Genomic DNA, 19,021 nt, shown 5'->3' on the forward strand with positions numbered 1-19,021 from the left:
ATAAAATAAAACAGGCATTAGCGCAGAGCTCGAAAATGCAAGCCCTGATCCTTGTTCTTCTCGTCTTGGTATCAGCGCTAACTGTATATATGATGGCTAAGTCCGTCATCGCCTTTTTATTATTGCTGGCATCCTTGCTGCTGCTTCACTACACGTCCTTCACGACTAAGGTCAAATGGATCATCGGCGGTATTCTAGTCATTCTTATCATTCCCTTTGCTTCATCGGGAGGCCCTGCCTATGAATCTTATATGGAAGTTGCTACGCAGAGCGGGATCTATATCGCAATGGCGCTTGGTCTGAATATTGTCGTTGGTTTTGCTGGCCTGCTGGACCTGGGTTTTGTCGCTTTTTTCGCGATTGGAGCTTACACGTACGGCATCTTCTCTACGGTTCAAGCAAACAAGTTCCTATCAGGGGATTTCTTTCCGCTTTCGGGTTCTACGTTTTGGCTGTTCATCTTTATTGGCGGATTTATGGCTGCTCTGTTCGGCATCCTTCTCGGCTTGCCCGTTCTTAGGGTGAAAGGAGATTATCTTGCGATCGTGACTTTGGGCTTCGGCGAAATTGTTCGGATCATCTTCAATAACCTGGAGAAGCCGATTAATATTACGAACGGCGCGAAGGGCATATCATCGATTAAGCCGCCGGATCTGTTCGGACTTGAATTCACGCATCCTCATGAATTTTATTTCATTGTGATTGCGATCTTGGCGTTCGTGATTTTCGGGGTAAAAAGATTCGAACATTCTCGCATGGGACGTTCCTGGAAAGCGGTTCGAGAGAATGAAATTGCCGCTCAATCCATGGGAGTTCCATTAATTCGCACGAAGTTGACAGCGTTTGCTGTAGGAGCCTCATTCTCCGGCATGATGGGGGTCGTTTTTGCGGCCAAACAGACGTTTATTGATCCATCCAGCTTCACTTTGCTTGAATCCATTACGATATTAGTCATGGTGGTATTAGGAGGAATGGGAAGCGTGCCCGGCGTTATACTTGGAGCTGCACTGATTACGATTCTTAACTTGCAGGTACTTACGGAATTTGCGAATTGGCTGAATCAATTGACGCTGCAAGGCGTCGTCCATATTCCTTTTGCCTTATCTCCGGCCAAGATGCAGCGCTTCATATTTGGTGTTATTCTCATTCTATTTGCCGTCTTTAGGCCAAATGGATTGATTTCCGTGAAAAATCGCAGAGTGAACGAAAAGATGATTCAGGAACGAATTTCATCAACGACCGTGAAGCCCATATCCCCTCAAAGCGGAGGGATCGCTCAATGACGGTTTTAAGAGTTAAACATTTAGTCAAACGTTTCGGCGGTCTGATTGCTGTTAATGGTGTTCAATTTGATTTTCAAAAAGGGAAAATATCCGCGGTTATCGGTCCGAACGGTGCCGGGAAAACGACTTTTTTTAATATGATTACCGGTATTTATACGCCTGATGAAGGTGAAATCGAATTGGAAGGCAAGTCGATTGTCAACGTTAAGCCTGATCGAATTACGGAAAAAGGCATTGCCCGTACCTTTCAGAACATACGATTGTTTGGCAATATGACGGTTATTGAGAATGTGATGGTCGGCATGCATATTCATTTGAAAGGCGGAATCATAAGCACTTTACTGGGGTTTACGAAAACTCGGCTTGAGGAACAACAGGCGATGGATCAAGCCTACCGGTTATTGCAATATGTAGGCCTCGCCTCTTATCTCAATGAGAATGCGAACAGCCTTTCTTACGGTGCGCAAAGGCGGCTTGAAATCGCGAGAGCACTCGCGGCAAAACCTAAAGTGCTGTTGCTCGATGAACCCGCAGCGGGAATGAATCCGAGTGAAACCAAAGATTTGACAGAGCTGATTCGAAGCATTCAACGGGAAATGGACATTTCGATCATATTGATTGAGCACGATATGAAACTCGTCATGGAATTATCCGACCACATTCTAGTGCTGGATCATGGTGAAAAGATAGCGGAAGGATCTCCGCATGAGGTTCGAGCGAACCCGCGTGTAATTGAGGCTTATTTAGGTAAAAGTGCCTTAACAGAAGAGGTGAAGTTATGAGCTTATTACAGCTTCAAGAGGTTGAGGCTTACTATGGAGGTATCCAAGCCTTAAAGGGAATCTCACTTCATGTGAATGAGGGAGAAATTGTTACATTGATTGGCTGCAACGGAGCGGGGAAGTCAACGACGCTGAAGTCCATTTGCGGTCAGGTGAAGACGAAAGGCTCTATTCTGTTTAAAAATATAGACATATCGAGTTGGCAGCCGCACCAAGCGGCAATGGAAGGAATCGCACATGTCCCGGAGGGCAGGCGAATATTCCCCAAGCTTACGGTCAAAGAGAATTTGGAGATGGGCGCATTTTCCGTGAAAGATAAGAAAGTGGTCAAAGAGCGTATGGAGCAGTCTTTCGCTTACTTTCCACGCTTGCGTGAACGTTTGAACCAAACTGGAGGCACCATGAGTGGCGGCGAACAACAAATGCTAGCAATCGCCCGTGCGCTCATGATGAAACCCAAGCTGCTGCTGCTTGACGAACCATCGATGGGTTTGGCTCCCGTTATCGTGGATCAAATCTTTGAAATTATTCAGGAAATGAACCGAACGGGGATGACGATTCTACTTGTGGAGCAGAATGCCTATCAAGCTCTGCAAGTTGCGAATCGCGGCTATGTTATACAGACCGGTGAAATTATTTTGGAGGATGACGCCACAACGTTGCTTCTCAACGATCAAGTAAAAGAAGCCTATCTAGCGGGATGAATGCATCATGAACCGGTCCATGGAGCTGTCTGGAGGACATGGGGGATATGTTTTGAGTTATTTTCGGAATGATCATCCATAGTTTACTACCGAATAATAGACGAATAAATTAAGATTAATTCCATTTTCGTGATACAATAGCCTTCTATCCGATTAATGGAACGGAGTGATCACATGAGTAAAGGCAAGGGAACTGGCAGAGGAACGGACAAAAAAGGCTGGAATAGATGGCAAGCTAGTGCTAACAGAGCAAAGAGCGCCCCGAAACCCTATAAAAGCAAAGGTGTTAAAAAAGATACGGATGAAAAAGTAAGCACCAGCAACAAAGGATAGATGCATAGCCAGTTAAAAGAGACCTACATATACGATATGTGGGTCTTTTATGCATGCGCATTGAATAAAATTAATATTACAGGTAACAATCTCTAATAACATATTAAAGAAGGTGAACTAGAATGAAAGATAAAAGACGAGAAGATGCTTGGACAGATAAGCATGATGTAACGTTAGCGCAAACGGTCATTAGTCATATTAAAAATGGGAGTACGCAACTTGCTGCATTCGAAGAATCAGCGAGTAGACTGAATCGCACGGCTGCTGCTTGTGGGTTCCGATGGAATAAAGAATTGAGACATCAATACGAAAGCGAAATCAATGACGCCAAATTATTTAGGATGAAACGCAAACAACAAAAAAGAGACATTCATGCAACTATTTCTGGCATTCCAACACTGGATGATGAACCGATCATGCCCAAATATGAGGATGCTTTTAGACAAATCATTAAGATTGCCAAGGATCAAGCGCAAAAGTTTGAGCAGTTAATTCTTGAAAATTCAAAGCTTAAGCTTGAAATCAATGAATTGAGAAGTCAGAAGGAAAGCGCAAATCTGGTGAAAAGCAATGAAGATGTGGCAACAGAGGATCTTCAAACCTTCCTCAAAATTATGAACAGAGCAAGAAACTTAACTTCTTTGAATTTGAATGTATAAGTCTTCCTTACACTCCACATTATAAGGTTACACCACGAGAAGGAGTGATTTATTTATGGCAAACAATAACACGCTAGTTGTTCCAGAAGCAAAGGCTGCTTTAAATCAATTGAAATTTGAAGTTGCTCAAGAGTTAGGGATTGCTTTGCAGCCCAATGGCTACAATGGCAATCTGGCCACACGTGATGCTGGCTCGATTGGGGGCACCATCACAAAACGTTTAGTGCAAATAGCAGAACAACAATTGCAAGGTTTTAGACGCTAATCACTTTGTATAAGTAATAGTTAAAAAGACTACAATCACTCTTCCTCCTTGGGTGAATGCAGTCTTTTTTATATTGCGGCGAATGTCCCTTTTTTCATTTTACTTGGAATATTTTATGGGCGATTGGGTGAAGTTAGAAAGGCCATAATAATTCGATATAGAGGAGAAAAACCAATATGAAATGCAAAATAAACCGAAACGCAGCTAAAATTTTAAAAGATATGTTAAGTCAGGATGGAGCGGAGGGCAAGATGGTCCGAGTCATTATCACTCAGAATCATGGTGATCATGGTCATTATGATATCATCCTAGATACAGCCACTGAAAATGACGAAATTGTAGAAACAGATAAAGGGATTAATGTCTTACTAGATAAACGAGAGAGCCTCTTAGATGGCGTTTGGATTCAGTATTTTCATGTCCCGCAAGAAGGTTTTTTCATTACGAATCCTTCTACAGGATTTCTCGAGAAGTAATACAATCTTAAATACCAAGTTAATAGGTTAAAATGTAATGTAAGTCTAATTCTAAAGTGCCTGTGCAGTCCGTTTCAGATTGACCTTTACCTACTATTTTTATAGAAATTAGATTGGATACAACGGCCGTAAATGACGAGTTGGGGCCAGCATCAATAACAACTTGTTTGTTATCGGATCTCACAAGGATCATTTGCATGGTACAGTGTTTGCTATTGTTTTTTATAGTAATTGTTCCAGATGGGAAATGGGTTGAGCTTGATAAAAAGGTAAAATAAGTGCGAGAAGTCACGTTGTCACACACTTGTTTAATAGGGGCACATCTGGAGATACAGACTAGTTTTCTTATTGATTTTAATTTTTTCTTCTTGCGATGGCATTTTTTTCTTGGTGGTCTGTCCTTATGACAACTTGACATCTGGCTGCCATCCCCTTCTGATTAGCCCCTCTTTTCCTATAGTATGGATACCTAAGCCATGTACGATGAATGTCATTTTTCTCAATGGTAGTTCGGTTGGTACGGAATTTACAGTTCCGCCTGGCCGTTCGCTCACATACTTCTTTGAAGATTTGGCATCTATTACGATTGCCTGCGTGGATGATGAAACTCCTGAAGCGAACTGTACGGGTAATTTATTGTTAGATTTGCATTATTGCGTTGAATGTTCAAATTATTAGTCTTATTGATTTATGACGTATATTCTTGTCGCAAGTAGGGACAGGAATATACGTCATTTTCATTTCTATTCGCGTTTGATAAAAAATTTAAAGACGCTATTTTTCAAATAGTCCAGTGAATAGAAGACAGGTCTATCCTCTTCATCGAAATGAAGTTGTTTTAATAAGAGGATTTCATTGCCAAGGACATTCACGGCATTCTGATCCATTTCTTCGGAGCTGCTTATCGCGCAAATTTCGGTAATGGCGTAGGCAATGTTGATTCCCATCTTGCTCTTTAAGAAATCAAAGATGGCTCCAGAGAATTCCCCCTCGAAATGACCTGCCACCAAGCTCTGTGGGAAAATATTATAATAAAATGCCACTTTCTTGCCGTTTGCTGTTCGCGAACGCTCCAAAATGACAACCTTTTCATCATCATCGATCTGTAATTGCTTTCTCCAATCTTCCTCTGGCTCTCGTGTATAGATCTTGATGTCTAATTCGCTTTCGATATAACCTTCATTCTTAATCATTTGACCCACACTTTGCAGCCTGCTCAGTGGATTGATAATGAAATCCGGGCGATTGTTGACATAGGTCCCGACGCCGTTTTTGCTAATGAGCACCTTCTCCCGCTGAAGCATCTTGAGCGCTTCACGGAGTGTAGGGCGGCTGACCTCGAATTTCTTTGCGAGCTCGGGCTCAGACGGAAGCTTGTCTCCCGGCTTAAGCTCGCCTTCGTTAATGCTTCTTTCAATCTCTTCTTTGACTCTGAGATAAAGCAACTTTTTCTCCAAATTTCAGCGATTCCTCTCCATAGGTTGATGATAGTATGTTCAACGTTCATTTAATTTCAAGCTGTCTGACAACAATAGTGTACCACATTTTTAAAGATTTGAAATACTAGATAGGCCATATTATTAGCAATATAAAGCGATTTACCTACACAATTATTTAACATTGGATCGATTGACACAAGCGAGATATCTTACCTATAATTTTAGATGTCAGACAGCATGAACTGCAGCGGGAATGAAAGGAGGACTTGCTAAAAGGAGGACGGCATGATGATAAATGGCATATCATTTGATATCACGGAGGGGCATTTTAAATGAGGAAAAAAGTGTTAAGTCTGATGACGATATTAACTTTGGCAGTTCCTTTCTTCACTAGTGCGAGCACCACTCATGCTGCAAGTTATTCAGAGCTGGCTGCCTACTGGGCACCTCAGGTTTACCAGGATGTGAATGCTGATCTTGATGTAAGGGCAGATTTTATTACCAATTTCAACTATGACGGCGATTATTTGGCTCGCAATAACTGGGATAATCTCTCCAATTACAATGAAAATGGATATGTGTACTATAAAGTGTCCGAAACGACAACACATTACTTTATTGAGTATGACTTGTTCCATGCAAGAGACGATGCTTACACCAGACCGCTTGATGCCCATGAGAATGACCTTGAAGGCCTATTCCTTGTGATTAAGAAGGATGGATCCAATTATGGGTCGTTCCAGCTAATGGAAACAATGGCGCATAACCAATGGTACGATTACACCAATGATCCTAACATTACCTCTGGTTCCGATGGTGTTGATGGCGGCGTTCTCTTCAATGGAAGTCATCCCATGGTGTTTTGTCAGGCGAATGGACAGAGTCCTAGCGGCGGGCATGGCGTCAAAGCCTATGACGGATCAAGCGCTCCTGGCGGAGATGGCATCGTCTACGATTACTCAGGTGTAGCGCAGTTTCCAACGAATACATCAGGCAGCTATACGAACCATTACAGCTACGCATTGATGGAGTGGGGAGATCTGTGGAATCGCCGGAACGACCCTAACATTTTCGCTTCTTGGGGGACGATTGCAGGCGACAACCATACAGCTAACTCGGCGAATGCGCCATGGGGATGGGACGATAGCGATGACGGCCCTGCGTTACAGGGGATGAACTGGTCTGATCCGGCTCACCAAGTAGATATCCACTTGAATGGTCTCGGTAATTTTTCGCATACATATGTGTTCAATCCTTACTACTCTCATAAAATAGTTCTCCAGAACGCTCAGAGTCTAGAAGATCGCGATCCGTTCGGCGGTAAAAGCGATATGTTCATCAAAGCCTATGTAAACAGTCAAGGGCAGACGGACGCTAGGTTCTGGAAGAAAAATGATGCTCCAAAAAATCAAGTGTATAACATAGCTTTTGGTGCTAATGATGCTGAATTCGGTCCTAACTTCTCAGAAAACTACAATACCGTCTATGTAGCGAAACCATCAAATAGCAATGTTGAAATCCATGTCTATGATTCAGATGGAACTTCTGGTGATGACGATATGGGATATGTATCTGCGGTTATAGCGCCTGGGAACACCAAATCTTGGACAGATGCGCTGACCAGTAATGGACAGGCCAAGGTTTCAGCTACCGTAACTGCGCAATAAGGTTAAATAATCGAAAGAGAACACATCTAGGAGGATGGGCAATGTTATTGAAACCGAAAGCACGTACTGTAAGTTTGTTATTAGCAGCTTCATTCATGTTAACCACGGTATTAACGGGGTGTGGAGCTGGCGGAAGCAAGACAGCCAGTTCACCTACATCAACGCCAGCGAGCACGACAAGCAGTGAGCCTGCGAAAGCTACGAAAGCACCGGAGTCGAAGAAACTGGTTGTTTACGCAGCGTTAAACGAAGATGATATCGTACAAATTCAAAAGAAGTTCAAAGAAGATACGGGCATTGACATTGAATACTTGCGCTTAAGCGGTGCTGGTGAAGCTAGTACGCGCATTCAAGCTGAAAAGGCTACACCTAAAGCAGATATCTTCGTAGGAGGCTCGGTTGAATTCTATGAGCCGCTTGCTCAGCAAGGTTTGCTTGAAAAGTACACATCCCCTAATGCCAAGGAAATTGAGTCCCGTTTCAATGATCCGAAGGGGTACTGGCAAGGCTGGTATATGGGCGTTCTCGGTATCGTTCTGAACAAAGATAGATTCCAGAAGGAGCTTGCTCCAAAAGGCGTAAAAGAGCCAGCGACATGGGACGACCTTCTTGACCCTAACTATAAAGGCCTATTCCTTACGTCCAATCCTGCGACAGCGGGCGGCGGTTATATCTTCATTGCTGACCAGTTGTTCCGATTGGGAGAAGAAAAGGGTTGGGACTATTTGAAAAAACTTAATGCCAATGTTCATCACTATACACCGGCAGCAGGAGACGGGATTACGCTTACGGCAACAGGCGAGTTCGTAGCTGGCATGTCCTGGGCGCATGATATTGTTAAATCGGCTCAAAAGGGTTATCCCATTAAGGTTATCGTGCCTGAGCAAACGGCTTTTGAAATCGGCGGTGTTGGTGTAGTTAAGGGTGGAGCGAATACCGAAAATGCGAAGAAGTTTGTGGACTGGTTGTTAACCAAGCCTGTTGGGGAAATGAATACGAAGATGTCTAATCGCTACTCAGTAAGAAAAGATGTTGCACCACCAGACGGCATGATCAAAATTGAAGATGTAAAACTGGTCAACTATGACAGAGATAAGGCTGCTCAGATGAAAGCTGATGTTGTGAAGAAATTTACGGAAATGACAGGCAAATAAATGTTGTAAAGGAAAAGCTTGTACACCTCCTCCTGCGGCCAATTGGCGGGGGGAGGTGCATGCTTCTAACCGAAAGGTGTGGAAAGTTTTGATTTCATCTACTGTCAAAGATACCTGGTCGGAAATAAAGAGGTTACGGAAGGATCCTGCCCTAGCTTTGGGGGTGGCAGCGATCATTCTGATCACCTGTTTTTTTGTCATTTTGCCAATCCTGAAGGTGCTTAGCTTCACTCGCCCAGAGGACTATCTTAAACTCTTTACGTTTTCCAGATGGTACCATGCAGCTTGGAATAGTTTGTTCATGACAGTTATCTCAACCGTTTCCTGTACGGTTATTGCTTTTATTTTTGCCTATACGATTACAAGATTGAAAGTTCCTTTCAAAGGGCTCTTTAAATTTATAACGATATTGCCAATTGTTTCACCTCCTTTTATTGTCGCTCTGTCCTATATCCTGCTCTTCGGCAGACAGGGAATCATTTCAAAATATGTGCTGCACGTTAATATAGATGTCTACGGCTGGCATGGGCTTTGGCTAGTTCAAACGATGACCTTTTTCCCCTATGCTTATGCGGTGATTCGTGGTGTATTGAAATCCGCCTCCACCAATCTGGAGTATGCAGCTTATAATCTCGGAGCCTCTCATTGGCAAGTATTTAAGCAAGTATTTCTTCCTCTATGCAGGCCTGGTATTGCTGGGGGAGCATTAATTACAGCCATGAACGTTCTGGCTGACTTTGGGAATCCCATGATTATAGCCGGGAATTTCACTGTTCTTCCAACAGAGGCGTATATGCAAATGTCAGGGATGTTCGATTTGAACTCGGCTGCGGTACTCTCAACCGCGTTGTTAGTTCCTGCACTTGGACTATTTGTATGGAATAGGGCTTGGGTAGGCAAACGCTCCTACGTCTCCGTTACTGGAAAAGAATCTTCCCTAGAGCATTTTCCGCTGCCCTTTACGGTTAAATGGGGGTTATTTGCTTTCTGCATGCTCGTCACGCTCATCGTTCTTTCGGTTTATGGCGTGCTGTTTTATGGGGCTTTCACCAAGACATGGGGATTTGACTGGTCCTTCACGCTGCAAAATTTACTTTATGTGGAGGCGAAGGGAAGAGAAATCTTCAATAGCTTGAAATTCGCTTTACTTGCTTCGTTAGCGGCTGGATTCTTTGCCCTGCCATTAGCTTATATCGTTCAAAGGAAGCGAGTAGGTATCAACCGATTGCTTGATTTCTTGGCGATATTGCCGGGAGCTGTACCGGGAGTATTCTTAGGACTCGGCTTTGCAATGGCCTTTAACGAGAAGCCGCTGCTGCTTTCGGGAACTTCTCTCATCATGGTTCTTGCCCTCATGTTCTGGAATTTACCGACCTGCTACAGCGCTAGTTTGGCCGGTCTTCAGCAGATCAGCGGAGCGCTGGAAGAAGCTTCCCTCAATCTTGGTGCAAACAACTTCGCTACGTTCAGGAAAATTGTGCTTCCCTTGTTGAAAGGACCGTTTATCTCGGGAATTGTCGTGTCTTTTCTACGATCAGTTACTTGTTTGAGCGTTATTATTTTCATTTATTCAGCAAAAACCTCCGTAGGTACGGTGTCCATTCTTGGATTGGTGCAGAACGGAGCCTGGGGGAGCGCATCGGCCTTTACGGTTGTGCTGATTTCCATTGCATTCGTTGTGCTGCTGTTAGCACAGTTTTTCTTGAAGAAGCAGGGCAGATCGATAGAACTATAAGTGGAGGAAACCATGAACACGGAGAAACCGATGATTCAAATTTCTAATGTTTCAAAAAGCTTTGGAGACTTCGATGCCATCAGTCAAGTGTCTCTCGACATTCCCGCAGGCAGTTTCACGACACTCCTCGGGCCAAGCGGTTGCGGCAAAACGACGCTGATGCGGCTGATTGCCGGATTCTACGAACCGGATGCCGGTAGCATTTATATAGAAGGTAAAAGTATGAATGAGCTGCCTGTCTATAAGCGGAATACACCGCTTGTTTTTCAGGAATACGCCCTATTCCCGCATATGACGGTATACGAGAATATATCTTACGGATTAAAGCTGCAGAAGCCAACCCGGCAAGAAGTTAAGGACAAGGTCGATGCCATGCTCAGCATGTTCGGGCTTCAAGGACTGCAAGACAGACTTCCCAGAGAGCTAAGCGGAGGACAACAGCAGCGCGTTGCCTTTGCAAGGGCGCTTGTTATGGGGCAGAAGGTGCTTTTGATGGATGAGCCGCTCAGCAATTTGGACGCCAAAATGAGAGTAGAAGTAAGAGATGAGCTAAGAGAGCTGCAGCAACGATTAGGCATTACAGCTATTTTTGTTACGCATGATCAAGATGAGGCTTTGTCGATCTCGGATCGAATAGCTGTGTTCAACAAGGGGCGTATCGGGCAAGTGGGGACACCTTGGGATATTTACTTTAAACCGGAAAGTAAATTTGTTGCCGATTTCGTCGGAACAGCTAATTTTATAGAGGGTGAAGTAGCTGCTGAAGAGGGCGAAGATTTGATTGTAAAATGCGGAACTGTCGTATTTCGAGTCTATCGAAGCGATTACCCCTTCCGGACAGGTGACAGGGTGACGGTCGTCATCAGACCGGAATGCATCTCCATCGTCGATAAGGAGGCGGAAGGACACAATGTTTGGAGCGGTGTCATTCAGAAAAGCAGCTTCCTGGGGCGCATGATCCGTTATTGGATCAATGCTGCTCCGCTGCAATGGATCGTCGATGACGCAAGTCCAAGTATGCGAGGATACTTGCAGGGTACGGTGCGACTGGCTTTGGATAAGCATAACATTCATTTGCTGCCATCCGAGAAGGAAACAACGACAAATTAACAATAAGGGGGATATTCCTATGCAGCAAGCAAAAGTTCAATTCCTGAATGTCGGGTGGGGAGATGCACACCTGATTAGGCTGCCTTCCGGCGGCGTTTGCTTAATTGACGGAGGGGACGGTACGTTCTCTGAAGATCAGGACCATCCCTTGTCTTGGATGAACCGGAATGGGGTTGATCGACTGGACTGGATGCTTCTTACTCATATTCATGAAGATCATGTCAATGGACTTCTGGATGTGGCCAGAGCTAAGTCGGTCACCAAAGCCGTTCTGCCATATGAACCCTTTGAGCTGCCTCCAGAAGAGCTGGTGCAAGAGCTAAGGGACGATTTTACTTGTAGAGTATACCGCATGCTGGCCACCTATCTGGAGTTAGTTCAGGTCTTAATCGAACAGGGGACGGAGATCACGTGGCGCAGCGCGTATGGATCAAACGAGCAATCCACGATTTGGTCCGAGGAAGGATTCACCCTAACTCAACTGTATCCTTGGGAAGGAGATCCGCTTCCGGCCTACGAGATGCTTATGAAAGCTCTCTCAGATGAAGCTGAGGATAATGGCTTTAGAGAGAATTTACCGCGTTTCTTTGATTTATCAAATCATGATAGCTCGGTATATCGACTCAGCAGCATGGAAGAGCCCCAGTCGACTGTCTTGTTCGGAGGGGATCAATTAGAACCCGGATGGGAACGCCTGGCTCAGCGGACAGATTTAACGTGCAGCATTTGGAAAGTTTCTCATCATGGGATGGATGACGGCCTCAATGCCCGTATTCTATCATGGATTCAGCCTGAACACTGCATCATTCCTGTCAGTATCGGACGCTCGCATGCGCTGAAGGGAGAATGGGAAGAACTCCGTTCGAAGACGGATGCTGCCTTTTATTTAACGGGGGATTATGCCAGAGAAAAGACGTGCCGGATTGTTAATGGATCCATGCCAATTGAAATTGGCTTTTAATTTAAAGGAGATAGGCGAATGTTAGGCAACAAGATTAGCTTTATACTTGCTTTTTCGGCTGGATTATTCGGTGTTACACAAGGGATGATGAATGCGCACATCGGGAAAGTTCAGGGACAATACGGGATGATTATTGGTGTTTCCGCGGTCCAAATCATTTGTGCTTCCTTAATATTATGGCGTATGAAATCCCCTACCCCGCTGCAACTTCATATTGTGCCCTGGATTGTGGTTGCCGGAATTTTGGGTGTAGGCATTATGTTTAGCACATCCTATGCCACAGGGAAAATTGGCACCCTACCCGTATTTATTCTGATCATTGCCGGGCAGATGGTTGCTTCGTCGATTATTGATCATTTTGGGCTTATGGGATTGCCTAAAAATCCGGTTACTTTAGCGAAATTCGGAAGTATCTTACTTATTATGACAGGTATACTTTGCTTCATAAAATCATCTAGATAAATCAAACAGAAAGCTTTAGGAGAAGGAGAGCGTATGAACGAGCAACTAACGCACGATGATGCAATCATGCAGGATGCCATACGGTATGTGAAGGAAGCGGGCACCTTGATTATGGAACACATGAAGCTGCCGCTAAACATACAAGAAAAGAAGAATCAAGCCGATCTTGTGACGGAAGTCGATGTGCAAAGCGAACATTTGCTGCGCAGTCGAATTAACCGTGACTATCCGGATCATTGGATATTATCAGAGGAAACAGATGGCGGCAGGGAAGATTCCCACCATACGCTAAAGCAGCCGCCAGCGGGCTACGGATGGATCATCGACCCTGTGGATGGCACAATTAACTTTATTCACAACATCGCACATTTTGCGATTTCGGTAGGTATTGTGAAAGATGGCGTACCGATTGGCGGAGTCGTATATAATCCTGTAACGGATGAGCTCTACTCAGGTAAAAAGCAGGGCGGGGCTTTTCTGAATGGCCGCCGGCTTCAGGTTGGGCAGGAGCAGGACATTAGTCAAGCCTTGCTGGCAACGGGATTCCGGGCTTTGGACTGGAAACCGAACTCTGTGGTTGTGGAACAAATCGGAAGAATGACTGGTAAAGCCCGGAGTGTGCGCATTATGGGGGCCGCCAGTCTTGATTTATGCTTAGTGGCGTCAGGGCGATTGACCGGTTTTTGGCATGACGGACTATATCCTTGGGATGTCGCTGCCGGAATGGTTATCCTGCAAGAAGCGGGCGGCGTACTAACTGATGCTGCAGGAAAAGCATTTGTCTTAAGTGATGACAGCTTAGTTGCCTCTAATGCGATTGTTCACCAGGAATTGATGTCATTATTAAAATGAGTTAACGGAATGGGGAGGAGCTTGCTTCGCAAGATATTTTGTCATTACGTTGTACCTCATGGTATGATTTTATCATATGACTGTTATCTCTACTCGCAAGTAACTCTCGTAAGGACGGTGTCTAAAGATTGAACAATCAAATTCAGAGCTACTTAGATCGCATTGGGTTTAAAGGTTCGCTTGATGGCAGCGCAAAGACGTTGGCTGCTCTGCAAGAACGACATTTGTACACGGTTCCCTATGAGAATTTGGACATTCTGGAACGTAGAGCTCTATCACTAAATCCGCAGGAGCTATATCACAAGATTGTCGTGCGCCAGCGAGGCGGCTACTGTTTTGAGTTAAATGCCTTATTCGGCTGGCTGCTGCGGGAGCTTGGATACAAGGTTACTGACCTTGTTGCCAGGTTTTGGCGCGATGAGACGGAGCTTCCGCCCAAAAGGCGCCATCACGTCCTGAAGGTAGAAGCCGAGGGCAACGACTATCTGTGCGATGTCGGTGTCGGCGGAGTCGTACCCATCAGACCGATTGCCTTTGTCGAGGGTCTTGTACAGCAGCAAGGCGAGGAGTACTACCGTCTAGAAAGAGATCCTGATTATGGCTGGTTGCTTTGTGAACAGAAAAAGGGGGGATGGCCCCGCATTTACTCTTTCACGGAGGAGCCACAACTACCGATGGATTATCTATTTGCGAGCTTCTGGTGTGAAAATGCTCCTGATTCGATTTTCACCAAGTACCCGATTGTTGCGATTCGGACGCCGGAGGGACGGCATACCGTTGTAGATCGCGAGTTCCGCGTTTTCAACTCTGAGGGTGTACGAACCTTCACCCCGGAGACAGTTGAAGCGTATAAAGAAGCTTTGGTCACCTATTTTGGCATTGTCACATAAATGAGGGCTGTCCCGAAGTCATTTAATGACCGAGAGACAGCCTTTTGTGCGCTTGGAGGCGGCCTCTTCAGAATAACTGGAAATACTACCGCTATTTCGTGGTGTAACACAGCTACAGCATGAATAAATGGAATTTCTCCTGTTAATGCGGAAGATTGAGCTTGGAAACAGGGGTAATGGAGTGAATTAACGGGATTTTTCCAGTTATTAGGTTCATTTGTCAAGGCATTGCTTGGAATAAATGGAGTTTTTCCCGCTATTGGATTCGGCTCCATAAAAAAAGAGGTGATCCCAAGTCATCTAATGACCAAGGGAGCGCCTCTTTTTTGAACTTTTTCGGGATAGCCTCTACGACTCTGGAGTCCTTGCACAGGAATTCACAAGGCAGTCCTCCGTGAGGAGGCACGCAGATTAGAATTAACTCAGCGAACCAAGCGCCTCGCGTGTGAACGGCAATAATTCATCCGTGCGGTTATCGCGGATCTTGGCTGCCCAAGCTGGGTCAGTCAATAGTGCGCGACCGACGGCAACGAGGTCGAATTCTTCGCGATCCAGACGCTCGATCAGGTTATCGAGGCCGGCAGCCTCGCCGCCCTTGCCTTCTTCAAATAGGCTGGTGAAAGCGGAGTCTAAGCCAACGGAACCGACGGTAATAGCCGGCTTCCCCGTAATTTTGCGCGTCCAACCCGCCAGGTTGATATCGGAGCCCTCGAATTCTGGCTCCCAGAAACGACGTGTGGAAGCGTGGAAGATATCAACGCCTGCCGCAGACAACGGTGCTAGGAAGCTTTCCAACTCCTCAGGAGTTGCTGCCAGCTTGGCATCGTAATTAACCGGCTTCCATTGGGAATAACGGAAGATAATCGGGAAGTCAGGGCCAACCGCGGCACGTACCGCCTCAATAACCTCCACCGCGAATCGGGTACGGCCAACTAGATCACCGCCATACTCATCTGTGCGTTTGTTGGTGACATCCCAGAAGAACTGGTCAACGAGATAACCATGAGCGCCATGAATCTCTACCGCATCAAAGCCTAGACGCTTCGCGTCTGCTGCAGCCTGGGCATAAGCCTGAACGAGTCCTTGAATCTCTTCGACCGAAAGTGGCTCGGAGACCTTCTCACCTTTCAGGTTGAGGCCGGAAGGACCGATCGAGTCGACATTGGAATCGGGGAATTTCTTACTATCACGGGCAGTCCCGGTATGCCAGATCTGCGGAGCGATTTTGCCTCCAGCTTCATGCACTTCTCGGACAACACGCGCCCAACCTTCCAGAGCTTCCTCGCCGTAAAAATGCGGCACACCGTGATCTGCAGCCGCAGCCGGATGGTTAATGACCGTTCCTTCGGTAATGATGAGGCCAACGGCGTTCTCCGCTCTTCGGCGGTAATAGCCAGCTACGTTAGGACCTGGGATACCTGCTGGTGAAAAAGTACGGGTCATCGGTGCCATGACAATACGATTATCAAGCTTCAGGTTACCAACTTCGAAAGGTTGGAACAGAGCTGCTGTTGTTTTGGTTGTAGTCATCTTATTTTCTCCTCCTGCATGAAAAGGTTTATTTATATATCTATAAATACAAATATATAGATTAATCGATAAAGATGCAAGTTCTTCGGAGAAAACTTTTGAAACTACTTCTTCATAGCTTGCAGCCCCGTGGCAAAGTTCGCCAAAAAGGCGGCGATTGCTTCTTCATTGCGCCTATAATAGGTCCATTGGCCATAACGGCGAGACTCCAGCAGTCCCGCTTTCTGCAGGGAAGACAGGTAAGAGGAGATGACAGACTGCGCCAGACCGGATTTCTCCTGGATGCTTCCCACGCAGACCCCTCCTGGGAACTCTTCTTTGATTAGGCTCGGTAGATTCTCGTTCAACTTATCCGGCTCCCGCAGCCAGCAAAGGATGTTGAGACGGGTCTCATTGGATAGAGCCTTCAGCACCGCAAGCATTTCATCATGTTTCACTACTCGACACCCATTTCTGGTTGATTTGTTCCCAGTATACCAAAAGTACGGTTAATGAGAAATAGAGGGATATGTAACAAGGATTCAGCGACGGTTGGAGTAAAAAAAATCCGAGCCAAGGTCATGCACCTTGGTTCGGACTGATTGCTTTGGTATAGCCAAGATCACCCTTGAGCTGTCTCGCGGGCAAGCTCTTTGCGAACGATTGGCGCAACCTTCGTGCCGAGTAGTTCGATGGTGCGCAGCAATTCGTTATGAGGCAGCGTACTGACGTCTACGTGCAAAAGGAAGCGCGTTAGACCCAGGTTTTTGTGCAGCAGCACGATTTTCTCTGCAACATACTCGGGATCGCCGACGTAGAGTGCTCCGCGAAGGCTGCGAGCATCATCGAACGATTCGCGGGTGTATGGCGCCCAGCCGCGCTCGCGGCCAATGGTGTTCATTTGGGCAGCTGTCGACGGGTAGAATAAGTCGGCAGCTTTCTCCGTTGTATCGGAGATGAAGCCGTGTGAATGGGTCGCGATCTGCAGCTTGCTTACATCATGTCCCGCTTTCGCGGCTGCTTCTTTATAGAGTTTGACTAAAGGAGCGAATCTCTCCGGCATACCGCCAATGATTGCAAAGACGACCGGCAACCCTAGGATGCCAGCGCGAATCGCGGACTCCGGATTGCCGCCGGTTCCGATCCATACGGGCAGCGGCTCCTGAACAGATCGCGGATAGACGCCAAGGTTGTTGATGGCGGGACGATGACCGCCGCGCCAGCTTACTTTCTCCGTTTCGCGGATCGCGAGTAAAAGCTCAAGCTTTTCCTCGAATAGTTCGTCGTAATGGTTCAAGTCGTATCCGAACAATGGAAAAGATTCGATAAACGAGCCGCGGCCTGCCATAATTTCTGCTCGTCCATTGGATAGGCCGTCTAATGTGGAGAAAGCTTGGTAAACGCGAACCGGATCGTCCGAAGACAACACAGTCACAGCACTTGAGAGCCGGATTCGTTTGGTTGTAGCAGCTGCAGCAGCTAGGATAACGGCTGGTGCTGAGCTCGCGTAATCTGCGCGATGATGTTCGCCGATCGCATAGACGTCCAGGCCGACTTGATCGGCAAGATTAATCTCCTGAACGGCTTGTCGGAGCCGCTCGGCATGCGTGACGCCGCCGGCTCTCGGAGCAGCCTCGAGAAAAGTGCTTATTCCTATTTCGAGTGAAGAAGTCGTAAGATTAGTCATAGTTATTCTCTCCCTTCTGTATAGGAATAATTATACTTTATATTTTAATGTAACTCAACAAAAGTAAGTTAATATCAACTGGCCCCAAGGGATCAGCTTCGTTGGAGGAGCTTCATGGATTGTTGTTACTATTTTAGTATCGTGGATTTCGCTGAAAATTAACCGGAATGAATGATTTTGATTTGTATTTAAATGTAACAGAATTGAAATCTTATTTTCATATGGTTTTAATGAAACAAGCCTATAATAAAAGTCGACCCCCCTTTAAAATATATATCTTAAGACCCGCAGCCCGTTGCTGTGGGTCTCTTTTTATGCTTTTAGGTGCCAGTAAGCTTGTCCAGAAGGATTAGCGGAGAGAAGGTTGCCATTTTTAGACTACAATTGAGAGATTGCCTGCTGAGTTGACCATGTAGCACTGCTGAATGCCTGAAAGTTTGTAACAGCGGCCTGAAAGGCCTGTTCACTTACAGTGGCGGTGGCATCATAAACAACCGCGGTTTGGAAGCCATTTTCGATTAAATCTCGCATATGAGATTCTACACAAATATTGGATAGGACTCCTGCCAAAATAACCTTTTCTTTTCGCTGCTGACGTAGTTGGTAAACTAGATCATTACTCTGCGGACTAGCTATCTTATGGGCTGTAGCAATGACTGTTCGATTAGATAATATGTATGGTTTAAGGGATGGAACCCAGTCGGCTCCTACAGAAGTGTAGTCATTTTGTTTTTGAAAAACGCGTAGCTTTAATAACATATCTTGTTCAGCACCAGTAAATTGCCAATGATAATCATGCGGATAAATATAATGGGGGGATATAAAAAGCTGATACCCTTTGCTCATGGCTGTGTGCATTAGCATTTCCAAGTTACCAAGTGTGTTGTTATGCTCAATATTATTTTTAGTTAAATGGTAGCCCTTACCTCCAGGTGATAGAAAGTCGTTCTGCGGGTCCGTAATGACAATTGCTGTATTAGCGGGATGAGGTGTAAACATATTCTTCCTCCAAGTCACATCATAGTATGAGGATTTGCCTACTGTTCCTCATGA

General features: G+C 45.6%; 22 protein-coding genes. 16 read left to right on the top strand and 6 right to left on the bottom strand.

Annotated elements, in window-relative coordinates:
* Window positions 1–35 precede the first annotated feature (35 nt).
* The 7 genes from AC58UW_RS27010 (at window position 36) to AC58UW_RS27040 (ending at window position 4,502) form a co-directional block, all read left to right on the top strand.
* Window positions 36–1,283 carry a branched-chain amino acid ABC transporter permease gene (locus tag AC58UW_RS27010; protein ID WP_497423727.1) on the top strand — a complete coding sequence of 416 codons (1,248 nt, stop codon included), beginning with the start codon at window positions 36–38 and terminating at the stop codon, window positions 1,281–1,283.
* Window positions 1,280–2,065 carry an ABC transporter ATP-binding protein gene (locus AC58UW_RS27015; protein ID WP_497423654.1) on the top strand — a complete coding sequence of 262 codons (786 nt, stop codon included), beginning with the start codon at window positions 1,280–1,282 and terminating at the stop codon, window positions 2,063–2,065. Before AC58UW_RS27010 ends, AC58UW_RS27015 begins: the two co-directional genes overlap by 4 nt.
* The gene (locus tag AC58UW_RS27020) at window positions 2,062–2,769 is read left to right on the top strand and encodes an ABC transporter ATP-binding protein (protein WP_497423655.1); all 708 of its coding nucleotides are present in this window, start codon (window positions 2,062–2,064) and stop codon (window positions 2,767–2,769) included. Before AC58UW_RS27015 ends, AC58UW_RS27020 begins: the two co-directional genes overlap by 4 nt.
* A 174-nt stretch (window positions 2,770–2,943) precedes the next feature.
* Window positions 2,944–3,102, top strand: coding sequence for a DUF3934 domain-containing protein (locus AC58UW_RS27025; protein ID WP_497423656.1), 159 nt, complete (start codon window positions 2,944–2,946; stop codon window positions 3,100–3,102).
* Between the two features lie 122 nt (window positions 3,103–3,224).
* A complete protein-coding gene (locus tag AC58UW_RS27030) occupies window positions 3,225–3,761 on the top strand; it encodes a hypothetical protein (RefSeq protein ID WP_497423657.1) in 537 nt (178 codons plus the stop codon).
* A gap of 55 nt (window positions 3,762–3,816) precedes the next feature.
* The gene (locus AC58UW_RS27035; RefSeq protein WP_497423658.1) at window positions 3,817–4,026 is read left to right on the top strand and encodes an alpha/beta-type small acid-soluble spore protein; all 210 of its coding nucleotides are present in this window, start codon (window positions 3,817–3,819) and stop codon (window positions 4,024–4,026) included.
* A gap of 176 nt (window positions 4,027–4,202) precedes the next feature.
* Entirely contained in the window at window positions 4,203–4,502 is a 300-nt protein-coding gene (locus AC58UW_RS27040; RefSeq protein WP_497423659.1) for an iron-sulfur cluster assembly accessory protein, read from the top strand.
* 19 nt (window positions 4,503–4,521) lie between these two features.
* On the opposite strand, the gene AC58UW_RS27045 is transcribed toward AC58UW_RS27040, so the two are convergent.
* Window positions 4,522–4,920, bottom strand: a complete 399-nt coding sequence (locus AC58UW_RS27045; RefSeq protein ID WP_497423660.1) for an S-Ena type endospore appendage — start codon at window positions 4,918–4,920, stop codon at window positions 4,522–4,524.
* 65 nt (window positions 4,921–4,985) lie between these two features.
* Between AC58UW_RS27045 and AC58UW_RS27050 the strand changes: the two genes are divergently transcribed.
* The gene (locus tag AC58UW_RS27050; RefSeq protein ID WP_497423661.1) at window positions 4,986–5,180 is read left to right on the top strand and encodes an S-Ena type endospore appendage; all 195 of its coding nucleotides are present in this window, start codon (window positions 4,986–4,988) and stop codon (window positions 5,178–5,180) included.
* 65 nt (window positions 5,181–5,245) lie between these two features.
* On the opposite strand, the gene AC58UW_RS27055 is transcribed toward AC58UW_RS27050, so the two are convergent.
* Window positions 5,246–5,959 (bottom strand): GntR family transcriptional regulator, encoded by a 714-nt coding sequence (locus AC58UW_RS27055; protein ID WP_497423662.1) that lies wholly within the window; start codon window positions 5,957–5,959, stop codon window positions 5,246–5,248.
* A gap of 314 nt (window positions 5,960–6,273) precedes the next feature.
* Here AC58UW_RS27055 and AC58UW_RS27060 point away from each other — a divergent pair, with 314 nt between their 5' ends.
* The 8 genes from AC58UW_RS27060 to AC58UW_RS27095 all read left to right on the top strand — a co-directional run bounded on the left by AC58UW_RS27060 (window position 6,274) and on the right by AC58UW_RS27095 (window position 14,772).
* Window positions 6,274–7,608, top strand: coding sequence for a hypothetical protein (locus tag AC58UW_RS27060; protein WP_497423663.1), 1,335 nt, complete (start codon window positions 6,274–6,276; stop codon window positions 7,606–7,608).
* Window positions 7,609–7,649: 41 nt separating this feature from the next.
* Window positions 7,650–8,762 (top strand): ABC transporter substrate-binding protein, encoded by a 1,113-nt coding sequence (locus AC58UW_RS27065; RefSeq protein WP_497423664.1) that lies wholly within the window; start codon window positions 7,650–7,652, stop codon window positions 8,760–8,762.
* A 163-nt stretch (window positions 8,763–8,925) separates the two neighbouring features.
* Window positions 8,926–10,497 (top strand): ABC transporter permease, encoded by a 1,572-nt coding sequence (locus AC58UW_RS27070; RefSeq protein ID WP_497423665.1) that lies wholly within the window; start codon window positions 8,926–8,928, stop codon window positions 10,495–10,497.
* A gap of 12 nt (window positions 10,498–10,509) precedes the next feature.
* Window positions 10,510–11,607 (top strand): ABC transporter ATP-binding protein, encoded by a 1,098-nt coding sequence (locus AC58UW_RS27075; RefSeq protein WP_497423666.1) that lies wholly within the window; start codon window positions 10,510–10,512, stop codon window positions 11,605–11,607.
* A 19-nt stretch (window positions 11,608–11,626) separates the two neighbouring features.
* The gene (locus tag AC58UW_RS27080; RefSeq protein WP_497423667.1) at window positions 11,627–12,568 is read left to right on the top strand and encodes a ComEC/Rec2 family competence protein; all 942 of its coding nucleotides are present in this window, start codon (window positions 11,627–11,629) and stop codon (window positions 12,566–12,568) included.
* 18 nt (window positions 12,569–12,586) lie between these two features.
* Complete coding sequence (locus AC58UW_RS27085) at window positions 12,587–13,030, top strand: DMT family transporter (RefSeq protein ID WP_497423668.1); 444 nt, start codon at window positions 12,587–12,589, stop codon at window positions 13,028–13,030.
* Window positions 13,031–13,063: 33 nt separating this feature from the next.
* Entirely contained in the window at window positions 13,064–13,882 is an 819-nt protein-coding gene (locus AC58UW_RS27090; protein ID WP_497423669.1) for an inositol monophosphatase family protein, read from the top strand.
* Window positions 13,883–14,010: 128 nt separating this feature from the next.
* On the top strand, window positions 14,011–14,772 hold the full coding sequence (locus AC58UW_RS27095; RefSeq protein WP_497423670.1) for an arylamine N-acetyltransferase family protein: 762 nt from the start codon (window positions 14,011–14,013) through the stop codon (window positions 14,770–14,772).
* 417 nt (window positions 14,773–15,189) lie between these two features.
* Here AC58UW_RS27095 and AC58UW_RS27100 read toward each other — a convergent pair whose 3' ends face one another.
* From AC58UW_RS27100 to AC58UW_RS27115, 4 genes are all read right to left on the bottom strand, one after another.
* Window positions 15,190–16,302, bottom strand: coding sequence for an NADH:flavin oxidoreductase (locus AC58UW_RS27100; RefSeq protein WP_497423671.1), 1,113 nt, complete (start codon window positions 16,300–16,302; stop codon window positions 15,190–15,192).
* Window positions 16,303–16,406: 104 nt separating this feature from the next.
* Window positions 16,407–16,724 carry an ArsR/SmtB family transcription factor gene (locus AC58UW_RS27105; RefSeq protein WP_497423728.1) on the bottom strand — a complete coding sequence of 106 codons (318 nt, stop codon included), beginning with the start codon at window positions 16,722–16,724 and terminating at the stop codon, window positions 16,407–16,409.
* A 179-nt stretch (window positions 16,725–16,903) separates the two neighbouring features.
* Window positions 16,904–17,968, bottom strand: a complete 1,065-nt coding sequence (locus tag AC58UW_RS27110; RefSeq protein WP_497423672.1) for an LLM class flavin-dependent oxidoreductase — start codon at window positions 17,966–17,968, stop codon at window positions 16,904–16,906.
* Between the two features lie 378 nt (window positions 17,969–18,346).
* Window positions 18,347–18,967 (bottom strand): cysteine hydrolase family protein, encoded by a 621-nt coding sequence (locus tag AC58UW_RS27115; protein WP_497423673.1) that lies wholly within the window; start codon window positions 18,965–18,967, stop codon window positions 18,347–18,349.
* Window positions 18,968–19,021 lie beyond the last annotated feature (54 nt).

It is taken from the genome of Paenibacillus sp. J22R160 (genome assembly GCF_059692135.1).